Origin of the sequence: Wenjunlia tyrosinilytica, from assembly GCF_014646055.1 — a bacterium.
GTDB lineage: Bacteria > Actinomycetota > Actinomycetes > Streptomycetales > Streptomycetaceae > Wenjunlia > Wenjunlia tyrosinilytica.
This window is the reverse complement of record NZ_BMMS01000024.1, coordinates 33,040-54,987: the sequence shown is the minus strand read 5'-3', so window position 1 is coordinate 54,987 and position 21,948 is coordinate 33,040. Positions and strand designations below refer to the sequence as shown.

The following is a 21,948-nucleotide window of genomic DNA, read 5'->3' as shown; positions in this document are numbered from 1 at the left end:
GGAGGAGTACATGAACGAGCGGCCGGGGGCGCAGCAGCGTGCACTGTCCGCCGCCGTGGCCGCGGTACTCGACCGCCTGGACGCCCACGCCTCGGGTGCGGACCCGATCCCTGCGCCCGATTCGGCAAAGGACCGGGCATTCGCCGCGGATCCGGAGTTCGTGTCGGCGTCGGATTCCCTGGAGGGTCGAGCGTCGGCACCGGAACCCCCGTCGGCGTCGGATCCCGCATCTTCGTCGGGCCGCGACCCGGCGTCGAGCGCCTCGGAGTCCGGGACCGCGCCGCCCCGACTCCCCGACGCACTGTCGACCTTGGTCTCCTGTTTCGGCCTCACAGCATTCGAGCGGGACGTCCTGGTCCTCCTCGCGGCGGCCGAGATCGACCCCACCACCGGACCCCGCTGCGCCGCCGCCTGCGGTGATCCCGCCCGGCCCCACCCGACCTTCGCCCTCGCCCTCGCCGCTCTCGAGGACCCGCACTGGAGCGCCCTGGCCCCGGTCGCACCGCTGCGCCGCTGGCGCCTCGTCGAACTCTGCGACGAGACCTCGCCCACCACCTCACGGCTCCGCCTCGACGAGCGGATCCTGCACTTCCTCGTGGGCGTCCCCTATCTGGATGTGAGGCTGCACGGCCTGCTCAGCCGCCGAATCCCACCCGCCCAGGACCTTGCCCCCGGGCACCGCGATGCCGTCGAGGACGTCGTCCTGGGCTGGTCCGGCGCCGGCCTCGAAGGCCCTCCCCACGTCGAACTCATCGCCTCCGACCGGGCCACCCGGCGCGACATCGCCGCCACCGCCGCGCAGCGGGCCGGACTGCACCTCTACGCGGCCGCCGCCGACGACCTTCCCCTCGAACCCGCCGAAAGGGACCGGCTCGCCCGGCTCTGGCAGCGCGAGGCCATCCTCCTCCCGGCCGCCCTGCTGATCGAGACCGACGAACTGCCCCGCGAACGCCGCGCCGCCACCGAGGCATTCGTCGCCGAACTCGCCGTGCCGCTCGTCCTGTCCGCCGACGAGGCGCAGCCGGGCGCGGCTCCCCGCTCCCGGATCACCGTCGAACCCCTCACCCAGCAGGAGCAGTTGGCCATCTGGACCTCCGCGCTCGACGGCGTCTGCGGCCTCCAGCGGGACGACCTTCGCGACCTGGTGGCCCAGTTCTCGCTGCCCGCCCACGTCATCCGTTCGGCGGGAGCGGCGGTGCGCCGGGCACCCGAGGGCGACGCGAAGCGGCTCGCCTGGCGCGCCGGACTCGCCGAAGCGCGGATGTCCCTGGACGAACTCGGCCGCAGGATCGAACCCCGGGCGGGATGGGACGACCTCGTCCTGGCCGACCGCCTGCGCGAGGTGCTCAGGGAGGCCGTCGCCCATGTGCGGCAGCGCGCCACCGTCCACCAGGACTGGGGGTTCGAGGCGGTGCTGCGCCGGGGGCTCGGGGTGACCGCGCTGTTCGCGGGGGGCTCGGGCACCGGGAAGACCCTGGCCGCCGAGGTCATCGCCGGGGAACTGGGCGTCGACCTGTTCGTCATCGACCTCTCCCAGGTGGTCAGCAAGTACATCGGCGAGACCGAGAAGAATCTGCGCCGGGTCTTCGACGCGGCCGAACGCGGTGGAGCGCTCCTGCTGTTCGACGAGGCCGACGCGCTGTTCGGCAAGCGCAGCGAGGTCAAGGACAGCCACGACCGGTACGCCAACCTCGAAGTCAGCTACCTGCTCATGCGCATGGAGGCCTACCGGGGCCTCGCCGTCCTCACGACCAATATGAAGAAGGCCCTGGACGCGGCCTTTATGCGGCGCATCCGCTTCGTGGTCGAGTTCCCCTTCCCCGGCGTGCCCGAGCGGGCGGAGATCTGGCGGCGCGTCATCCCCAAGCAGGCGCCCACCGAGGGGCTGGACGTGGATCTGCTCGCGCAACTGACCGTGGCCGGCGGGTCGATCCGCAATATCGCGCTGGCTGCCGCGTTCCTGGCCGCCGACGAGGGCAGCCCGCTGAGGATGCGCCACATGCTGGCCGCCGCGCGTACCGAGTACCTCAAGCTCGAGCGCTCCCTGACCCCGTCGGAGGTGCGCGGATGGGCATGACACCGGCCAGGCGGATCAATGTGGAGATCGGCGAGCTGGTCCTCGACGGCTTCGGCAATGTCGACCACGATCTGGTCGCCGACGCCTTCCGGCGAGAACTGACGAGGCTCGTGACGGAGCGAGGGGTGTCCGCCCCGGCCGACCTGGCCGTCGACGTCGTCCGCAGAGCCCTGCCACCGCTGCCCCCGACCGCCTCCCCGCGCCGTCTGGGCACCGCGCTCGCCCGGGCCGTGCACAGCGGTCTGGAACGGGGGAGCCCATGAGCCGCACCCGTACCACGGCACCCGACAGGGCCGAAGAAGGAAAGCAGCGCAAGGCCACGGCGCCCAAGGCCCGCACCCCCGAGCCGAAGGAGATCATCTCGGGTGCCGGCCAACCGCTCGACGCCGGGCTGCGCCGGGAGCTGGAGGCCCGTCTCGGCCATGACTTCAGCCGGGTGCGCGTCCATACCGACCGCGACTCGGCGGCGCTGACCGATCTGCTGGGCGCGGACGCGGTCACGGTCGGCGAGGACATCTTCTTCGCCGAGGGCCGGTTCCGACCCGGCACGGACGACGGACGCAGGCTCGTCGCCCATGAGTTGCTGCACACCGTCCAGTCTCCGCACGCACTGGGCACACTGCGGGCGGGAAGGGATCTGGGCGCGGTGAGCCTGCCGCAGGACGCCATCGAGCGCGAGGCGGAGAGGGGGGCACGCTCGCCGGGGCAACGTCCCGAGGTGACTCGGGATGCCACGCCGGGGTGGCTGCGGTACGCGAGGGTCAGGGCGGACCAGTTCCGCACCGAACAGCTCGACCCCGCCACGCTGGTGGACCGGCTGACGGCAGGCATCCTCCGCTCGCTGCGAGGCGACCCGACCGACGCGGCCGGGCGGGTGCGTAGCCAACTGGCGTGCTTCTCCGACGAGTTGCGGTCATCGGTCCTCGACCGGCTCTCCCATCGGCTGCCGTCGGGCGACTACGCGCGCATGCTGGAACTCCTCCATGAGAGCGCACAGGGCCCGGCGGGCAAGGACACCGGCAAGGCCCCGGAGCCGGTCGTCGACCCGGCGAAGCCGGCGGAGAAGGAGAACGGCCCCGGGCAGGAGGCGGGGGACAAGGGCGAGCAGGCGAAGGAACCCAAGGATCAGCCGCCCAAGGAAGAGAAGCCGAAGGAAGAAGCGCCGCAGGACAGGCAGAAGGACAAGCAGGGGGACAAGCCAAAGGACAAGCAGAAGGACAAGCCAAAGGACGAGGCCGAGAAGAAGGCCGAGGAGGAGAAGGACGGCAAGCCGCAGGACAAGGATGCCGAGGAGCCCGAGGACTCCGAGGACTCCAAGGACTCCAAGGACAAGCCCGCCGCCGAGCAGGGCAAGCAGCCTCCCCCCGCCGGATCCGCCGCGGCCGAAGCGCCGGCCGCCGCCCCCGAAGCCGCCGCCCCCGCCCAGGCGATGCAGGAGCCCGGTGCTCCCGGTCAGCAACGTGAACAGGCCCAACAAGGGCCCGCCCAGGGGTCGAAGCCGCAGGACGTCGACCAGCGCCAGGCCGCACAGCCGCAAGCGCCCCGCCCCGACCAGGTGGACAAACTCGCCGAGGCCAAGGACAGCCCCCTCACCCAGCACGGCCTCAACGACGGCGAGAAGGGCGATGTCCGCGAGGAGGAACGGCCGCTCGGGCTGGAATCCGACGCGGACAAGGAGGTCGACACTCCCAAGGACGAGGAGCCCGCGCCGGAACCGCCTGCCGAGACCCCGCTCAAGCCCGATGACTTCCTTCCCGGTTCCGACCTTGATGTCTCCTCGGTCCCCACGGCGGACCGGCTCACCGTTCCGGCGAGCGGCGGGCCGCCCCCCGTCCCCGAGGCGCCCAGCCTCCCCGAGCCACCTCGTACCAAGGCGGAGGAGGTGCAGAGGCAACGGGAGAGCGCGCCCGACGAGGAGGCACAGGAGCCCGCGCCCGGCCCGGCGGAGCCCGGGGCGGCCCCCGAGGCTCAGCAGGAAGAGGCGGACACCGAGGCCGAGAGCGGACCCGCCCGTGACCTCCGGGCGGACAAGCCCGTCGAACAGGAGGTAGGGCCGGACCCGGAGACGGCTCAGTCCGCCGGGACCGGTCCACGTGAGCCGGACAACAGGCCCGAGCCCGCAGCGTCCGTCACCGATTCCCGTGCCGCCGAAGCCGCCGAACCCGGCACGGACACCGATGTCGCCGCCGATCGGGGCAACGCTTCCTCGACCGCCGCGGGCCCTGAAGGCACCGCCTCACCGCAAACCGGTGTGCGTCCCGGCGGCTCACCCGGCGCGGACGGTGGCCCCGGCGCCGCCGGGCCATTGGGGGGTGCCGAGCCCGAGGCCGCTGATCGCCCTCTGGGCCCCGCCGCCGAACAGGCCGAAGCCCCGGGTGCGTTGGGAGCTCCCGGCGCTCAGCCCGGCCAGGAGGCCTCGATGGAGGCGGGCGGCGGCGGATGTGCCGGTGCCCCGCAGCCCGCCACGGAGGAGGGCGCCGGCGCCGGTGGCTGTGGCGGCGGGGGAGAGGGCGGCCAGGCGAAGGAGGCGGAAAAGCCCGCACCGCCCGATGTCTCCGGTCAGGACCCGCAGAGCGCGTTGGCCACGGCGGCGACGCTTCCGCCCGACCAGATGGTGACGACGCTGGACGGCGTGGACGGCGCCGTGGACCGCTCCGTCGGTGAGGAGCACGCGGCTCTCGAGGCCAACGCCCCCACCGCGCAACGGCCCTCGGGCGCCCCGCGCACGCTCTCCGGCCCTCCGCGGGAGGCGGATCCCGCCCAGCAGGTGACCGAGCACGTCGAGCGGGAGGGCGCCGAGAGCGGCAAGGACCAGAAGAAGGTGGAGGGGGACAAGACCCAGGACCAGAACCCCGCCGCCCAGGTCGAGCGCCCGAATGTGTCCGACGACTCCACGAACAAGGTCAGCGCCGAAGAAGTCCAGAACATGCAGAACGCGGTCGGTGACGTGCCCGACCGCGACCCGTCCCTCAACAAGAAGGTGCGCGCTCCGAAGGTCGAATACTCCGGCGAGAGCGACCCCAAGCGCACCGACAAGCAGGCCGAGAACCTCAAGAAGTCCTCCGACAAGATCCTCGCCGTGGGCCGAGAGGACTCGGCCAAGCCGATGGGCGAGGACCAGATCTACCCGGATGTGCCCGGCGAGACGCTCAAGGGCGACGTCCCGGGCGGTAGTGGCGGCGGGCAGGGCCGCGCGAAGGCCAAGGCGGGGGCCAAGCCCGGTGTGGCGGTGGTCGCCCAGCAGGAGCGCGGCCCTGAAATCCAGGCGTCGGTCGGCCAGGCGCAGGGCCGGATGACCTCCGAGCAGGCCAAGCGCGAGCAGAGTGAGGCCGAGGAGCGGGCCAGGAGCCAGGAGGAGCAGGACAAGGCGGTCGCCGAGAACGCCGAGGCCCAGGCGGGTGAGCGCGGTCAGGCCGCCGAGCAGGTCAAGGCCGAGCGCGCCCAGTGGCAGACCGAGCAGGACGGGAAGATCACGCAGGCCGACACCGACGCGGCCAAGGAGCACGACGACAAGAACCAGGAGATCGACAAGAAGCGCACCGACACGGACCAGGACGTCGGAAAGCGCCAGGACGAGGACAACAAGAAGATCCAGGACAACCGCAAGGAGGCGGAGGAGAAGGCCCGCAAGGAGAAGGAGGCCAAGAAGGAGGAGTCCTCCGGCTGGTTCGGGTGGGTCAAGTCCAAGGTCAAGGCGGCCTTCGACGCGCTGATCAGCGTGGTGACCGGGATCTTCGACTTCTTCCGCAAGATCGTCAACGGGATCATCGAGAAGTTCCGGGAGTTCGCCAACTGGGCGATCGAGCAGGCGAGGAAGTTCGCCGTCGAGCTGATCAAGAAGCTGGCGGACGCGCTGATCGCGATCGGGGATGTGCTGCTGGCGGCGTTCCCCGAGCTGCGGGACAAGTTCCGCAACAAGATCAAACAGTGGCGTGACCAGGCCATCGCCAAGGTCAACGAGTGGGCGGACCGGCTCAAGGAGGCGGTGAACAAGCTCCTCGACCTGCTGGCGGCGGGCCTGAACAAGCTTCTCGACCTGCTGGAGAAGGGCCTCAAGGCCGCGATCGAGATGGCGCGGTCCGCGGTCATGGCCGCGATCGACTTCGCGGAGAAGGCGATCGCGATGCTGGGGCAGTTCGCGGCCCTGGTCGTGGACATCGCGGCGGACCCGGGTGGCTGGCTGAAGAAGCTGGGTACGGCGGCGAAGGAGGGCATCCAGCACCATCTGTGGGGCGCGGTCAAGCAGGCCGTGAAGGTGTGGTTCAACGAGAAGGTCGAGTCCGTGCTCGGACTCGGGCGGATGCTGATCAACGTCCTGATCAAGGGCTGCATCTCGATGGCGCAGATCGGGCGGATGGCCTGGGAGGCGCTGGTGCAGTCGCTGCCGGGGATCATCATCTCGATCGTCATCGAGAAGGTCGTCTCGATGATCATCCCGGCCGCCGGCGCCATTATGACGATCATTCAGGGGCTGATGGCGGCCTGGGGGACGATCAGCAAGATCATCGCGGCGTTCGGGAAGTTCTTCGCCTTCCTCAAGGCGGTCAAGTCGGGTGCGGCGGCGTGCTTGTTCGCTCAGGCGGTGGCGGCGGGTGTCGTCGCGTTGCTGGAGTTCATCACCAACTTCCTGCTGAGCCGCCTGAAGATGGCGTCCAAGGGCGTGGGCACGAAGCTCAAGGCCATGGCCCAGAAGATCATGAAAGGCCTGAAGAAGGCGGCGAAGGGCGCCCGCAAGGCCGCGGGCGGCGCCATCAACCGCGCCCGCGCGGGCCTGAAGAAGGCCACTCAGGCCCTGCGCCCCAAGCGCCCTCCCCGCTCCCGGCCCACCCGCCCCCCAAGGGGCCGTCCCGCCGCCCGGTCTCCCAAGGGCACCCGTCCCAAGCGCCCGGCCTCCGCCCCGGTCAGGGCGGCCCAAGCGGCCAAGAACCAGGTGAAGGGCGCCCTCAAGCAGGTCGGCAACGCGGCACGCACACTCGGCCGCAAACTCAAGAACAGCAAACTGGGCCGCGCTCTGACCAACGGCGCCCGCAAGGTCCGCGACGCCTTCAAACGCCAACGCGACAAACTCCGCGACCGCTACAACAAGTGGAAGCAGAAGCGCGCGGAACGCCGCAAGCGCGAGAACTCGCCCGAGGGCAAGAAGGAGCGCCTGGCACTCATCATCTCCCGTATCCGCCCGAGGATCCAGAAGCTGCTCTCGCGGGGCATTCCCCGGCAGTTGCTGCGCGGGGCACTCGCCGGGATGCGGGTGTGGTACGGATTGTCCGCGCTGTCCGTCCGCGGGACCGACCGGTTCGGTATCGAGGCGGTCCTCAACCCCGAGGACCTGGTTCTCAGCGGGCTGAAGGTGAAGATTCCCCGCCGTGAGGTCCTGGAATTCCTGAACAAGGTCGCGCGGGACATCGAGAACGATCCCGCGATCGTTCGGGCGAGCGGACATGTGCAGGTCGCGCAGAAGGCCGAGGGAGTCGTTCCGCGTCACACGGTGAGCCAGCCCGTGCCGCCTCCGGCGATCACCCGGCTCACCCGTGACGTCCCCCCGCTCAAGAAGCAGGAGCAGGACGCTCTCGACTTCATGGACCAGGGCAGCCTCGCGTCACTTCGCCGAACACAGGCCGGTGAGAGGACGCCGAACAAGGTGGTGGTCGGTGAAGGCTTCACGGCGGACGAGCAGCTGAGCCACATCTATCTGTCCAAGAAGGTCAAGGGGGTGAAGAAGGCCGGTATCGCCGAGGAGTTCACGCAGAACAAGCAGTGGGACGGCTTCAGCGCCTTTGCCGACAACTTCTTCCGGGGCAAGCCGCAGCTCAAGGACATCCCCAAGAAGGAGCGGACCGACATGCTCAAGACGGCCTGGCTCCTCGGTGGCCAGGAGGTGGAGCGCGACCCTCAGGCCATTGTCACCAACGCGCTCACCGTTCAGCGGCTCGTCAAGGCCAACGAGGAGAAGCGGGGCAGTGCGGCGATGGAGAAGGTGTTCAAGTCCCTGCCCGCCGCTTTCTCCGGATCGGAGTCCGGAGGAGAATGGCTCACCGAGGATCTGAACGGCACTCGGTCGATCGAGGCCGAAAGGGCGCGGGTGAATGCCCAGCGAGCGGCCGAGCTCGAACAGTTGAAGAAGATGCGGGCGGATCCGGGCGTCAGCAAGCAGCAGGTGGACGACTTCGCGAGGGAGTCGAAGAACAAGCGTGCCAGGGAGATGCGGCCGATCAAGAACGCCGACAAGCTGGGAGACCGCCATGTTCAGTCCGTCGCCGCATGGATGAAGGACTTCGGCGTCGAGAAGAAGGTGGAGGCGATGATCGACGGGCTGAATCTGGAAACCACCGACCAGTACGAGGCGAAGGTGAAGGAATTGGTCTTCCGGATGGTCAGAGAAGCCGTCGTGGACATGTATACGGCCGCTCACCGGTAGACGAGAAGCGCACTTTACCCAGGGATGTTGACGATGACCGCAGACAGGTATGTGACCCGCCGCCACGTGTTGCGGCCCGATGTGACGGCGGACCATGTCGATGAAGTCGCCCGCTCCCTGGATTGGCCTCTGGTTCACCAGCAGGACAGGGACCGGGAAGCGGGAGTGGACGGCCAGCTGATCTGGCAGGGTCCCGAGGTCTCCCTGCACTACATTGTCGACGCCACGTCCGGCATCGGGTACGTCCTCTTGGCAGGGAAGGACGAGGAGGCCGTCGAGCCTGCCGCCCGCCAGGTGGTCGCGCGTTTGGCACCGTGGACCCTTGAAGAGCTTTTCGCCGCCTTCGACAAGGCGGACACTGCGCGCGACCGCGCGCAGTTCGCGCTGCGGATCGGCCTCGCCGCGCCGAAGGACTTCGACGAGGGCGTCTTCCGCCGAATCGGCGCGGCCCTGTCCGACCAGGAACCCAAGGTCCGGTACGCGGGTCTGTGGGCGTCCACCTACACCGGCTGGACGGAGTTCGTCCCCGTGATGGAGAACATCGCCCTCAATGACCCCGAAGAGTATGTGAGATCGCGTGCGGCCAGCATCCTGGAAGCGTTCCGCAGAGCGGGGGAGCAGTCGTGAGCCGCTACGCCGACGCGCCCAAGCCCATTCGGTCCGGGTTGGTCGTCATCGACCCTCAGCGGGGGACTCCCGTGGGGAGCATCATCCTTCAGTTCAATCCCGACTCCCTCGAGCGCTCCCTCGCCCCCCAGGCGGCCGGAGCCGACGGTGCCGGGGACCGTACCGAGGCGTTGCGGCTCAAGGGACCCGCCGTCGAGACGTGGAAGTTCACCGCCGAGGTGGACGCCACCGATCAGTTGGAGCTTCCCTCCCCCAACGGCATCCAGCCGCAGCTCGCCGCACTGGAGATGCTCCTGCAACCCCCCGCCCGCCTCCTGCGGGAGAACCAGGAGCTGGCCAGGTTCGGCACATTGGAGATCACCCCCATCGAGAGCCCGCTCACCCTGTTCACCTGGGGCGGCAACCGCGTCCTCCCGGTGCGGCTCACCGAGCTGTCCATCACCGAGGAGGCGTTCGACGTCCAGCTCAATCCGATCCGGGCGGCCGTGGGCATCGGGCTGCGGGTCCTCACCGTCAACGATCTGCCGACCGGCCACCGCGGCGGTGACCTCTACCTCGCGCATCTCAAGCAGAAGGAAGACATGGTCGCTCCGCTGGCCGCCGGGTGGCGGTCGACGCTCGGGCTGGGAAGCACAGGAGGAGTCGTCGGATGACCGTCGTCAACCCGCTCAACGCCGTCCCCGCACCGTCGCCCTATCCCCGCTCGAGCCGCTACCACGGTGTCCCCGTGGCCGTTCACACCGAGCCGGACGGCCGCCAAGTGCCCTACCTGCGCCGCCGTCTCCTCCCCGATCCGGCGAAGCTGGGCTCCATCGCCGAGCACACCGTCAGCGTCGGAGACCGCCTCGACATGCTCGCGCACCGCTACCTCGGCAGCGCCGACGCCTGGTGGCAGATCGCCGACGCCAACCCCGCCGTCGATCCGCGTGAGCTGACGGCGACACCCGGTCGGCGGATCAGGATCGCGTTCCCGGCCGGAGTGCCGGGTGTGCCAGGGGTGACCGGTGCTTGAGGCTCCCATCACCACCGGGCCGGTCCATCTGACGCTCCTCATGGGCCCCCGGATCCCCGTCCCGGTGCCGCGGCAGGTCACCGACGCCCTGCTGTCCGCGCAGGTCACCGTGGCGTCGGGGCAGCGCAGCGGGTTCCAGCTCTCGTTCGACCTGTCCAAGAACGGGCTCATCAACACCGCGCTCCTGCCGGGGGGCTTCTTCGACCCCCAGATCAGGGTCATCCTCGCCGTCACCGTGCAGGGCACCCTGTCGGTGCTGATGGACGGTGTGCTCATCCGCCAGGAGGTCGGCGTCAGCAACCAGCCGGGCCAGTCCACCCTGACCGTCACGGGTGAGGACCTGACGGTGCTGATGGACCTGGAGGAGCGGCATGTGCCCTACCCGGCGATGGGCCCCTCGGCCCGCGTCGCGGCGATCGTCACGCGGTACGCGCAGTACGGCGTCGTGCCGCTGGTGATCCCCGAGCTCATCCCGCAGACCACCGCGCCCACCCAGCGCTTCGACACCCAGGAGGGCACCGACCTCGAATACATCACCAAGCTGGCCAAGGCCAATGGCTATGTCTTCTACCTCGACCCCGGTCCGCTGCCCGGTATGAGCCGCGCCTACTGGGGCCCGGAGCTGCGCCTGGGCATCCCCCAGCACGCCCTCAACGTCAACATGGACGCCCTGTCCAACGTCGACCAGCTCACCTTCGCCTTCGACGGAACCGCCCGCGAGGACCTGGAGGCCCGTGTCCAGATCCCGGCCACCCGGGTCTCCACCGTGCTGCCCGTGCCCGAAGTCAGCGTGCTGCGCCCGCCGCTGGCCCTCAAGCCCGCCCCGGCACTGAAGAAGAAGGTCATCTCCGACACGGCGAAGAAGGAACCGGGGGAAGCCCTCGCCGAGGCCATCGCCAAGGCGATCGAGTCCTCGGACGCGGTCACCGGCTCGGGCCAGCTCGACGTGGTCCGCTACGGCTATGTGCTGCGCCCGCGCGAGCTGGTGGGGGTGCGGGGGGCCGGGATCACCTACGACGGCCTGTACTTCGTCAAAAGCGTCACCCACAACCTCCAACGCGGCTCCTACTCCCAGAACTTCACCCTGGCCCGCGAGGGCCTGATCTCGCTCACCCCGTCCGTCGTCCCGTGACCGCAGCAGCAGCTCAGGAGCGAATCGCATGGCCGTTGAACCAGGCCGCTTCCTCGGCAAGTACCGGGGGACCGTGGTGAACAACGTCGACCCGCTCGGCCAGGGCCGTATCCAGGCCCAGGTACCGGATGTGCTCGGCGACGTCCCGTCCTCGTTCGCGCTGCCCTGCTTTCCCGTCGCCGGGCCGGGGATGGGCAACTACGCGGTGCCGCCGGTGGGTGCGGGGGTGTGGATGGAGTTCGAGCAGGGCAACTCCGGCTTCCCGATCTGGTCCGGCTGCTGGTACGGCTCCCAGCAGGAGGTACCGGCCGACGCCCTGACCGGCATCCCGGGCTTTCCCAACCATGTGATGCAGACCCTGGGCCACCGCACCATCGTGCTCTCCGACGACCCCGTCACGGGGATCACACTGAAGGCCGTCACCGGGGCGTCCATCGTGATCAACGACGCCGGGATCCACATCGACAACGGCCAAGGAGCGAAGATCACGCTCATCGGCCCCACCGTGACCATCAACCAGGGCGCCCTGAGCGTGACCTGACGGGGGGAAGGCTTCTCCATGTCCGGAAATCTCTTACACGTCAACGCGACCGTGACCTGCCCGCACGGGGCACCGGCCACCGTGCTCCCCGCGCAGTCACGCGTCCTCCTGAACGGCCAGCCTGCCTCGGCCATCGCCGATCTCCACACGGTGACCGGCTGCCCGTTCAACATCTCGGGCAAGCCGCAGCCCTGCGTGACCATCCGGTGGGTCGTGCCCTCCACCCGGATCCGGATCAATGGCTCGCCCGCGGTCCTTCAGTCCTCGGTCGGCCTGTGCCAGAGCCCCGAGCAGGTGCCCCAGGGTCCGCCGAACATCACGGTCGTCCAGCAGCGGGTGGTGGGACAGTGAGCGCGGACGCACGCCGGGCAGGGCAGGCGGGCCAGGCGAACCAGGCAGCGCGGGCCCCTTGGGCTGCGCGGGCGGGAGCGGCACGGCAGGTCCGGCTGAAGGCCCCTTCGCAGGGGCCGCGCCGCACCGACATGGCGTTTCCGTTCCGGATCGACCGCCGGGGCCGCACGGCGGACGCCGGGTACGACGACCATGTGCGCGACATGATCGAGCAGTTGCTGTTCACCAGCCCCGGCGAGCGGGTCATGCGCCCCGACTTCGGCTGCGGGCTGCTCGACCTCGTCTTCGCGCCCAACAGTCCCGAACTGGCCTCCGCGCTGCAGCTGTCCGTGCAGGCGGCCCTTCAGCGCTGGCTCGGCGACGTGATCGACATCCAGTCTCTCGAGGTCGTGAGCGAGGAGAACGTGGTGCGGGTCCATCTGGTCTACGTGGTGCAGCGGACCGGTTCCCGTCGGGTCGAGGTGTTCGAAGGGCAGGGAGCCTCATGAGCGCGGGAACCACCGGTCCGGCCGGCGGCTGTGGGACCGAGCGCAGACGCGGCGACGTCAGGGCCGCCGGGGGCAACGGGGTCGACGCGGTCGAGGTCTCGGACGACGGCCTCACGCTGACCGTCACCTTTCTCGGCAAGGCCCCGTCGCCGTGCCGCATCGGCCCGGAGAACATCCGCGTCGACGGCGGCAGGCGCATCACCGGTATCCGCGCCCTCGAGGTGTCGGTGGAGGTGGAGGAGGACCCCGAGCTCGACGACCGCATGATCGTGCGCCTCGACAGGGCGGGCGACACCTCCCGCTACCGGCTGTGCGTGGTGGAGGCCGACCCCTACGGGCGTCCGGGCGAGGGGCCGTACCCGGGCTTCGATCCCCGGTACCACTGCGCGCAGTTCACCTTCGAGCGGTCCTGCCCCACCCCGTTCGACTGCCGCAGCGAGGAGCCCTGCCCGCCCGAGACCCGGCCGCAGCCGGTGATCGACTACACCGCGCGCGACTACGACAGCCTGCGTCGGCTCGCGCTCGACCGGCTCACCCTCACCGCGCCCGACTGGGTCGAGCGCCATGCCGCCGACCTGGGTGTGACCCTCGTGGAGCTGCTGGCCCACACCGCCGACCAGATCGGGTACCAGCAGGACGCGGTGGCGACCGAGGCCTACCTCGACACCGCCAGGCGCCGGGTGTCGGTGCGGCGCCATGTGCGCCTGATCGACTACCCCATGCACGACGGGTGCAACGCGCGGACGTTCGTGACGCTGGAGACCGGCACCAGGACCGTGCTGGAGGCCGGGACCTACCGGTTCGCCGCCGTGGACGTCAGCATGCTCGGGCCGCAGGAGCGCCCGGACCTCGGCACCGCGATCCGCGACGAGGACCTGGACACGGTGACCGAGAACGCGCTGTTGGAGGTCTTCGAGCCGCTCGGCGGATGCGACCTGCCCCTTCGTCCCGAGCACAACGCCATCCGGTTCTGGACCTGGGGCGACGAGGAGTGCCATCTGGCCGAGGGCGCGACCTCGGCCACGCTGAGGGACGACTGGGAGGACGGCGAGCGCTGCGAGGAGGGGGAACGGGTCCTGTCGCTGCGGCCGGGCGACGTACTCCTGATCGAGGAGGTGCTGGGGCCGGTGACCGGCGCCGCCGCCGACGCCGATCCCGCGCACCGGCAGGCGGTGCGGCTCACCTCGGTCACCCCGCTCGTGGACGAGCTGTACGAGCAGCCGGTCGTCGAGGTGACCTGGGCGGCCGAGGACGCGCTCACCTTCCCGGTGTGCGTGTCGGCGCGCGCGGGCACGGACTGCGAGCTCGTGGAGGACATCAGCCTCGCCCGGGGCAACACCGTGCTGGTCGACCACGGCCGCTCGCTGACCTTCTGCGACGGCGCTCCCGAGGACGTCCCCGTGCCGCCCGAACCGGTCACCGTCTCCCCGTGCGCGCCACCCGACTTCGGGTGCGGCGACCGCGCCGAGGCGAGCGGTCCGGCGCGGGCCGTCCACGGGCTGCTCGACCGTGCCAGGTCCGGGCGGCAGCTCGAACCCGACGACATCCGTGAGCTGTTCCGGCTGGTCGGGGAGGAGGCGCTCTCCCGCGCGGGCCTGGACATCCATCTGGCGCCCGGCTCCTCCGACGAGAAGGTGCGGCCGCCCACCGCGGACGAGCAGGCCGCCGCGCTGGAGACCCTGCTCGCGCAGGTCACCTACCCCGTGGTGCCCGGTGGCTTCCGGCCGGTGCTGAAGTACGCGCCGGTCACCCAGAGCGCGCCGTACCCCCACCCCTCCCATGTGGCGGCGGCCCAGGCGGACTTGATCGCCGCGATTCCCCGGCGCCTGCGGGCACGGCTGGAACAGCTGTGGCGCCAGGTGCGCTCCGGCGACGACCTCTCAAGGGCCCAGGTCGCCGAGCTGACCGTGGTGTTCGGCTCCCGGACCCTGGACGAGCTGCGGCTGAACCACCGCCCCGCGCACGCGCTGCGTGAACTGCTCGCCCGGGGCCCCCGCCTGCTCGCCTCCAAGCTGCGCCGCCTCGAGGCACTGGTCGGCCGGGCCCGCGCCGGCGCGGTGCTGGACCGGCACACGTCCTGGGAGATCGGACACAGTTGGGGCGAGGCATACGCGGAAGGGCTCGATCCCGAGGATCCCGGGCTCGCCGGACCCGCCTCCTCCGCCATCGGCCAGGACCCCCGCTCCGCCCTGCCCGCCGTGCGGGCGAGCGACGGATCGAAGGTGTTCCTGCCGCGCCGGGACCTGCTCTCCAGCGGACACCGGGCCCCGCACCTCGTGGGTGAGCTGGAGGACGACGGCAGGCTCGCCCTGCGGTTCGGCGACGGCCGCCACGGCGCCGCACCGACGCCCGGCTCACACCTGGACATTGCGTACCGGGTCGGCAACGGCCCGGCGGGCAACGTCGGCGCCGAGGCCGTCAACCACCTGGTGCTCTGCGGGGGTTCGGAAGGCTGCGCGGTGACCCGCGTGCGCAATCCGCTGCCCGCCTCCGGCGGCACCGACCCCGAACCGCTGGAGCAGGTGCGCCAACTCGCGCCCCTGGCCCCCCGCCGCGTCCTGCGCAGAGCCGTCACCGCCGAGGACTACGCGCAGTTGGCCACCGGTGTGCCGGGTGTCCAGCGGGCCGCGGCGGACTTCCGCTGGACCGGCGCCGTGATGGAGGTCCACGTCGCCGTCGACCCGCTGGGCAGCGGCGCCCCCGACCCCATACTGCTGGAGACGGTCGGCTACGTCCTCGACACCTACCGGCTCATCGGACACGACGTCGTGGTGCACCCGGCGCGCCTGGTGCCGCTCGACATCGAACTCGCCGTGTGCGCCGCCCCCGGCCACCAGCGCGGCCATGTCCTCGCCGACCTGCGCCGGGTGCTCGGCACCGGCACCCGCGCCGACGGCCGGCTCGGCTTCTTCCACCCGGACGCCCTCACCTTCGGCGAACCGGTGCGCGTCAGCACCCTGGTGGCCGCCGCGGCGGCCGTGCCCGGAGTGGTCAGCGCCCAGGTCACCCGCCTGCGCCGGCTCTTCCACCACGACGACGGCGAACTGGAGGCGGGCCTGCTGAAACTGGGCCCGCTGGAGATCGCCAGTTGCGACAACGACCCGGACCGGCCGGAGAACGGCCGGCTCTCCATCGTGATCGGAGGTGGCCGATGAGCGGCCGCTGCGACTGCGGCTGCCGGGGCATCGGGACGAGCACGCCCACCGAGGTGCTCAACGCCCCCGGCCATGACGCCATCGCCTACCGGGTGGGCACCTACGGGGAGTTCCTGTCCTCGATGCTCGCCCGCCTTTCCAGCCCCGCCTACCCCGCGCTGCGCGACCTCACCGTCCGCACCGCCGACGACCCGGCGATCGCCCTGCTCGACACCTGGGCGGTCCTCGGCGACCTGCTCACGTTCTATTCCGAGCGCATCGCCAACGAAGGCTATCTGCGCACCGCCACGGAGCAGAGCTCCCTGGCCCTGCTCGGCAGACTCGTCGGCCACCGGCCCCGGCCGGGCGTGGCAGCCGACACCTTCCTGGCCTACACCCTCGACCGCGACCCACGCCCGGGCACCGAGACCTCCGTTCTCATCCCGGGCGGCGCCCGCAGCCAGAGCGTCCCCGGGCCGGGCGAGGATCCGCAGTCGTTCGAGACGTCCGAGGACCTGACGGCCCGCTGGTCGTGGAACGAGCTGGCGGTGCTCAAGCGCCGCCCGTACCAGGTGACCGTACGTCAGCTCCAAAAGCGCAGCGCCCTGTTCGTCTCCGGAACCGCCAACAACGTCAAGCCCGGTGACCAGTTGCTCTTCGTCTTCAGCGCCGAGCAGACCGACCGCACCCAGCGGTTCCTCAAGACCGTGCCCCATGTGAGCCTCGACCGCGAGGGCGATGTGACCGCCATCGGGCTGCCCGAGTCGGCGCTGCCCTCGCTGGCGGACCTGGTCGGGGAGCTGGAGAAGTGGATCGCCAAGGACCAGGGCGACGACAGCCCCAATCCCAGGCCCACGGGGAGCCGTCTCGTCGAGGACTTCGACGACGAAGTGCTGGCGCCGCTGCGGTCCCAGCTGGACACCCTGGACACGGCCGACAAGTTCGCCACCCGGCTGACCGAGGACGTCGAACGCGCCCATGAGGCGGTCGAGCTGGCGCGGGCGCACCCGGATGCGGCCAAGTGGTTCGAGGGCCTGGGCGCGAAGTTCGCCGCACTGATCGGTGAGGCACGCGAACTCCAGCCCCCGCAGCCGCAGGAGGAGGCCGAGGAGTCACTGCACTCGGCACTGCGCCTGGACCGCGCGGACAGCTCCGAGCACGGGGACGCGAACTCCAACGTTGCCGCGACGGGGGACGGCGGCGAGGAGCCCGAGCCCTTCCACCCCGCCGTCCGAGGACTCGGCGCCCTGCTGCCCGCGCTGCGCCGGGCCCCCGTACGCCCACCGGCCAATGCCCGCCATCTGGCCAGGGACCCCCAGCGCGTCTACGCACCTGGCTCCGACCTCGGCGCCCAATTGCTGGCCGCCCTCGACCCCAGGCTGCGGGAGGGCCTCAACGACGCCTGGCAGCACGTCGATCTGACCGCCCCGCTCGCCATGCGCGAGCTCCAGGCGATGCGGGTGACCGCCACCCCGTTCGGCGCCACCGCGCCCCTCAAATCGGTCTACCGCGACGGCGAGGTCGTCGACCATGTCGACTGGCCGCTCACCGGCAGCAAGAGCATCAGCATGGACGTCACCTTCGACGACTCCGGTGTCCCGAAGCGGGTGAGCTTCACCTACACCGAGGCGGGAACCTCCCCGCCCTCCACCGTGGTCGAGCCTCCGGTGAGCAAGACCGTCTCGGTGGGACCCGGCAGGATCGAGCTGACCGTCCACGTCCCGCCCCCGGCCGACCCGGGGACGCCCAAGGCCAAGGCCACCGCCGCCCCCGCGCATGAGCCCGGGATCACCGCCAGGCTCTTCGACGGCCTCCCGGAGCGCACGGTCTTCATCTCCCGCCCCGCGGTCCCGGCGGGCGACGGCGGGGGCACCGGCGGGGGCACGGGCGGCGGCACCGGCGGGGGCACGGGCGGCGGCACCGGCCCGGGAGCCGCCGCGGCCGCCGTGGACAAGGTCCATGTCACCGTGGAAATCAAGGGCGGCACCACTGTCGAGTACCAGCTGGCGCCCGGCGACCAGCCCGCCCCCAAGGACTCCGGCGACCTCCAGGTGACCGCCGCCCGCACGCCGGCGGGCGAGACACCGGTCGTCGGGGTCAGCCTCACCTCCAAGCGGGAGACCGTGTCCCGCAAGATCATCGCGCTCGACGCGGTGTACGAGGGCATCGCCCCCGGCAGCTGGGTGGCGATCAGCCGCCCCCGCAAGGGACGGCCGGGCCAGGTGCCGGGCAGCCCGGCCTTCCGCGAGGTCATCACCCGCGTCACCCAGGTGGGCGTGGTCTCCCGAGCCGACTTCGGCATCACCGGCAAGGTCACCGAACTCACCCTCGAGGACGCCTGGCTGGACGACGCCGACACCCTGCTCGCCCACATCCGCGACACCACCGTCTACGCGCGCGGAGACTCCCTGCGGCTGGCCGACGAGCCGGTGACCGAGGATGTCCACGGCAACCACATCGAGCTCGCCGGGCTCCACGACGGCCTCGAACCCGGCCGCTGGCTGATCGTCAGCGGGGAGCGCACCGACATCCCGGGCACCACCGGGGTACGCGGCACCGAGCTGGCCATGGTGGCCGGTGTCGAGCAGAGCGTCGACCCCGCGCTGCCCGGTGACACCGTGCACACCACGCTCACCCTCACCGCGAACCTGGCCTACCGCTACCGCCGCGACACCGTCCGGATCCTCGGGAACGTCGTGCGGGCCACCCACGGCGCCACCCGCGACGAGCCGATCGGCAGCGGCGACGCGGCCCGGCCCAACCAGACGTTCGTCCTCTGGCAGGCGCCGCTGACCTGGCTCGCCTCCGACAATCCGCTGGGTGCGCGAAGCACCCTGGAGGTACGGATCGACGGGGTGCTGTGGCACGAGGTGGACAGCCTCGCCGGGCGCGGACCCGAGGAGCGAGTGTATGTCACCGGCACCAACGAGGACGGCCGGGTGACCGTCACGTTCGGCGACGGCGCGCACGGCTCACGCCTGCCCACCGGGCACGAGAACGTCCGGGCCCGCTACCGGGTGGGCGTCGGCAGGGCCGCCAACGTCAAGGCGGGACGCATCACCCAGCCGACCACCCGGCCGCTGGGCGTCAACGCGGTGGTCAACCCACTGCCCGCGACCGGTGGCGCCGACCCGGACGGCCCCGGACTGACCCGCCGCAACATCCCGCTCGCCGTGACCGCGCTGGACCGCCTGGTCTCGGTGCCCGACTACGAGGACTTCGCCCGCTCCCGCGCCGGAATCGGACGGGCCGACGCCCAGCAGATCTTCGACGGCACCCGGCGCAGCGTCCATGTGACGGTCGCGGGCGTCGACGACATCGCGCTCACCGACGACTCCGACCTGGTGACCACCCTGCGCAGCGCGCTGGCCGTCCACGGCGACCCCCGGCTGCCCGTCACGGTCGCCGTCCGTGAGCTGGTGCTCCTCGTCGTGGCCGCCAATGTCCGGGTCCACCCGGACTACTCGTGGGACCTGGTCGAACCGGCCGTGCGCCGCGCGCTCCTGGCCCGGCTGGGCTACCCGGCACGGGAGTTGGGGCAGCCCGCGTACCTGTCCGAGGTGCTGGCCGCGGCGCAGGCCGTGCCCGGCGTGGACTACGTGGACGTGGACGCGTTCACCGGAGTCCCCGGCAGCCTCACCCCCGTCGGCCTCGAACGGCTGCCGGAGAAGCTGAGAACGCCCCAGGCGGTGGTGGAGTCACGGCTCGCCCGGTACGACGAGGCCCGCTACACGGTGGAGTCCCCGCAGGGGGAGAGCCTCACCGAGGTGGCGGCGAAGAACGGCATCTCCGTCGCCGAACTGCTGCGGCTCAACCCGGCCATTACCAGCACCGCCCCGCTGTCCGACGGCCGCACGGTCGTGGTCTTCCGCGGCATCCGCCCGGCGCAGTTCGCGCTGCTGTCCCCGGACGTGCCGGACACGCTCATCCTGAAGGAGGTCCGGGCATGACCCGTGAGCCCGACGGCCTGCTGGAACTGCTCCCGCAGTGGCATCAGTTGCGTGACGCCGAAGCGGGCGAACCGCTGCGGGCCCTGCTCGCCGTGATCGCCGAACAGGTCGACCTGGTGCGCTCCGGGGTGGAGCAGGGGTACGAGGACTGGTTCATCGAGACCTGTGCCGACTGGGCGGTGCCCTACATCGGCGATCTGGTCGGCTACCGCATCCTGGCCGGCTACGAGGAGGTCCTGTCCACCGGGCTCTCCCCGGGCGGGGGCGCGGGCGGGGCGCGGGAGTCACGGCGGCGGCTCGCCGCCCGGCTGGCTCCGCGCAGGGACGTGGCCGACACGGTCGCCAACCGCCGCCGCAAGGGCACCCTGGCGCTGCTGGAGGAACTGGCCGCCTCCGTTGCCGAATGGCCCGCCCGGGCCGTGGAGTTCTCCCGGCTGCTTGCCGCCGACCAGCCGGTGCGGCTGTTCGGGGCGGACGAGGACGCGGCCAACGCCCGAAGGCTCGGCCGGGGCCGCCTGGTCGACGTCCGCGACGGCGCCGGCCTCGACCTGGTGGGCGGGGCCTTCGACGGCCAGGCGCACAGCGCCGATGTGCGCCGGGCGGCCTCCAACCGCCGCCAGAGCGGCTACACACCCGCGGGGGTCGGGCTGTTCGTGTGGCGGCTCGGGCCGTACTCGGTCACCCGGGCTCCCGCGTACTGCATCGACCGTGCCCGCAACCTGTACACCTTCTCCATCCTCGGCAATGACAGCCCGCTGGTGGCCAAGCCGGTGCCGGAGCCCTCGCCGTCGCACATCGCGACGCAGGACAACGTCCCCGCGTATCTGCGCCGCAGGCAGCTCGCCGACCACCTCACCGACCTCTACGGCCCCGGGCGTTCCCTGGCCATCTGGCGCGACGGCCACCACGAGCCCGTGCCGCCGGCCGACATCGTCGTCGCCGACCTGTCCGGGTGGAGCTACCGCGCCAAACGCGGCCAGGTGCTCGTGGACCCGGTGCTGGGGAGGATGGCGTTCGGGTCCCGTACCGCTCCCCGGCGGGGGGTGTGGGTGACGTACCACTACGCGTTCAGCGACGCCACCGGCGGCGGCGAGTACGAGCGGGACCGGTCGACCGAATCGGGCGCCGCCGTCTACCGTGTGGGCCCCCGCCAGGACCATGAGCGCATCATGGACGCCTACCAGCGGTGGCGTGAGGACGGCGGCCCGAGCGCCGTCATCGAGATCACGCACAGCGGCGCCTATCAGGAGCAGCTGGACTTCGACCTCGACCCGGGCGAGCGGCTGGAGCTGCGCGCCGCGGAGGGCACACGTCCGGTCATCCGCCTGCTCGACTGGTACAGCAACCGCCCCGACGCGCTCAACATCCGCGCCAACCCCGGCGAGGGCACGCCGCCGACCGTCGTGCTGGACGGTCTGCTGGTCACCGGCCGCGGGGTCAATGTCACCGGCCCGGTCGGCTCGGTGGTGATCCGGCACTGCACCCTGGTGCCGGGCTGGTCCCTGGAGCCGCACTGCGGGCCGCACTCACCGGAGGAGCCGAGCCTGGTGCTCGACTGCACCACGGCCTGTGTGCAGATCGAGCGCAGCATCCTCGGGACGATCGAGGTGGCCGGCGACGAGGTGGGCACGGAGCCGCTGGACATCCACATCGCCGACAGCGTCCTGGACGCCACCGGCTCCGGGCGTGAGGCGCTGTCGGCGCCGGAGTGCCGCCACGCCCACGCGGTGCTGCACGCCCACCGCACCACGGTCATCGGCGAAGTCCACGTCCACGCCGTCGACATCGCCGAGGACAGCATCTTCACCGGGCGGGTGCACGTGGCCCGCCGCGGCATCGGATGTGTGCGCTTCTGCTACGTCCCGCCCGGGTCACGGACGCCACCGCGCTACCACTGCCAGCCGGACGAGGTGCGGGCGGCGGTGCGCGAGCGTGCCGAGCGGGGGCAGATCGATCCGGACGACGTGCCCGAGCTGCAAGCCGTCGAGGCCGCGCGGGTGCGGCCGGTCTTCACCAGCGTCCGCTACGGCACCCCGGCCTACGGCCAGTTGGGGGCCGGATGTGCCCCGGAGATCACCCGCGGGGCGGAGGACGGCTCCGAACTCGGTGCCTTCCACGAGCTGTTCCAGCCCCAGCGCGAGGACAGCCTGCGCGCCCGGATCGAGGAGTTCTCACCCGTCGGCGCCGACGCCGGAATCATCCACGTCACATGAGCCGAAGA

Annotated in this window: 13 protein-coding genes; all 13 read left to right on the top strand. The window is 71.3% G+C overall.

What is annotated here, in order from left to right; all coding sequences use genetic code 11:
• Nucleotides 1–10 precede the first annotated feature (10 nt).
• The 13 genes from IEY86_RS25130 (at nucleotide 11) to IEY86_RS25070 (ending at nucleotide 21,940) form a co-directional block, all read left to right on the top strand.
• On the top strand, nucleotides 11–2,077 hold the full coding sequence (locus tag IEY86_RS25130; RefSeq protein WP_189134114.1) for an ATP-binding protein: 2,067 nt from the start codon (nucleotides 11–13) through the stop codon (nucleotides 2,075–2,077).
• Nucleotides 2,068–2,340, top strand: a complete 273-nt coding sequence (locus IEY86_RS25125; protein WP_189134113.1) for a hypothetical protein — start codon at nucleotides 2,068–2,070, stop codon at nucleotides 2,338–2,340. The genes IEY86_RS25130 and IEY86_RS25125 overlap by 10 nt, the downstream gene beginning before the upstream one ends.
• Nucleotides 2,337–8,492, top strand: a complete 6,156-nt coding sequence (locus IEY86_RS25120; RefSeq protein WP_189134112.1) for an eCIS core domain-containing protein — start codon at nucleotides 2,337–2,339, stop codon at nucleotides 8,490–8,492. The genes IEY86_RS25125 and IEY86_RS25120 overlap by 4 nt, the downstream gene beginning before the upstream one ends.
• Before the next feature lie 33 nt (nucleotides 8,493–8,525).
• Nucleotides 8,526–9,119, top strand: a complete 594-nt coding sequence (locus IEY86_RS25115; RefSeq protein ID WP_189134111.1) for a hypothetical protein — start codon at nucleotides 8,526–8,528, stop codon at nucleotides 9,117–9,119.
• Entirely contained in the window at nucleotides 9,116–9,772 is a 657-nt protein-coding gene (locus IEY86_RS25110; protein WP_189134110.1) for a hypothetical protein, read from the top strand. Before IEY86_RS25115 ends, IEY86_RS25110 begins: the two co-directional genes overlap by 4 nt.
• Nucleotides 9,769–10,131, top strand: coding sequence for a LysM peptidoglycan-binding domain-containing protein (locus IEY86_RS25105; protein WP_189134109.1), 363 nt, complete (start codon nucleotides 9,769–9,771; stop codon nucleotides 10,129–10,131). Before IEY86_RS25110 ends, IEY86_RS25105 begins: the two co-directional genes overlap by 4 nt.
• Complete coding sequence (locus IEY86_RS25100) at nucleotides 10,124–11,263, top strand: hypothetical protein (RefSeq protein WP_189134108.1); 1,140 nt, start codon at nucleotides 10,124–10,126, stop codon at nucleotides 11,261–11,263. Before IEY86_RS25105 ends, IEY86_RS25100 begins: the two co-directional genes overlap by 8 nt.
• 28 nt (nucleotides 11,264–11,291) lie before the next feature.
• Entirely contained in the window at nucleotides 11,292–11,804 is a 513-nt protein-coding gene (locus IEY86_RS25095) for a phage baseplate assembly protein V (protein WP_189134107.1), read from the top strand.
• A gap of 18 nt (nucleotides 11,805–11,822) precedes the next feature.
• Nucleotides 11,823–12,155, top strand: a complete 333-nt coding sequence (locus tag IEY86_RS25090; protein WP_189134106.1) for a PAAR domain-containing protein — start codon at nucleotides 11,823–11,825, stop codon at nucleotides 12,153–12,155.
• 131 nt (nucleotides 12,156–12,286) lie between these two features.
• Nucleotides 12,287–12,643, top strand: a complete 357-nt coding sequence (locus IEY86_RS25085; RefSeq protein ID WP_189134105.1) for a GPW/gp25 family protein — start codon at nucleotides 12,287–12,289, stop codon at nucleotides 12,641–12,643.
• Nucleotides 12,640–15,798, top strand: coding sequence for a putative baseplate assembly protein (locus tag IEY86_RS25080; RefSeq protein WP_189134104.1), 3,159 nt, complete (start codon nucleotides 12,640–12,642; stop codon nucleotides 15,796–15,798). Before IEY86_RS25085 ends, IEY86_RS25080 begins: the two co-directional genes overlap by 4 nt.
• The gene (locus tag IEY86_RS36735) at nucleotides 15,795–19,727 is read left to right on the top strand and encodes a putative baseplate assembly protein (RefSeq protein ID WP_229698734.1); all 3,933 of its coding nucleotides are present in this window, start codon (nucleotides 15,795–15,797) and stop codon (nucleotides 19,725–19,727) included. The genes IEY86_RS25080 and IEY86_RS36735 overlap by 4 nt, the downstream gene beginning before the upstream one ends.
• Nucleotides 19,724–21,940, top strand: coding sequence for a hypothetical protein (locus tag IEY86_RS25070; RefSeq protein WP_189134103.1), 2,217 nt, complete (start codon nucleotides 19,724–19,726; stop codon nucleotides 21,938–21,940). The genes IEY86_RS36735 and IEY86_RS25070 overlap by 4 nt, the downstream gene beginning before the upstream one ends.
• The last annotated feature ends 8 nt before the right edge of the window (nucleotides 21,941–21,948 follow it).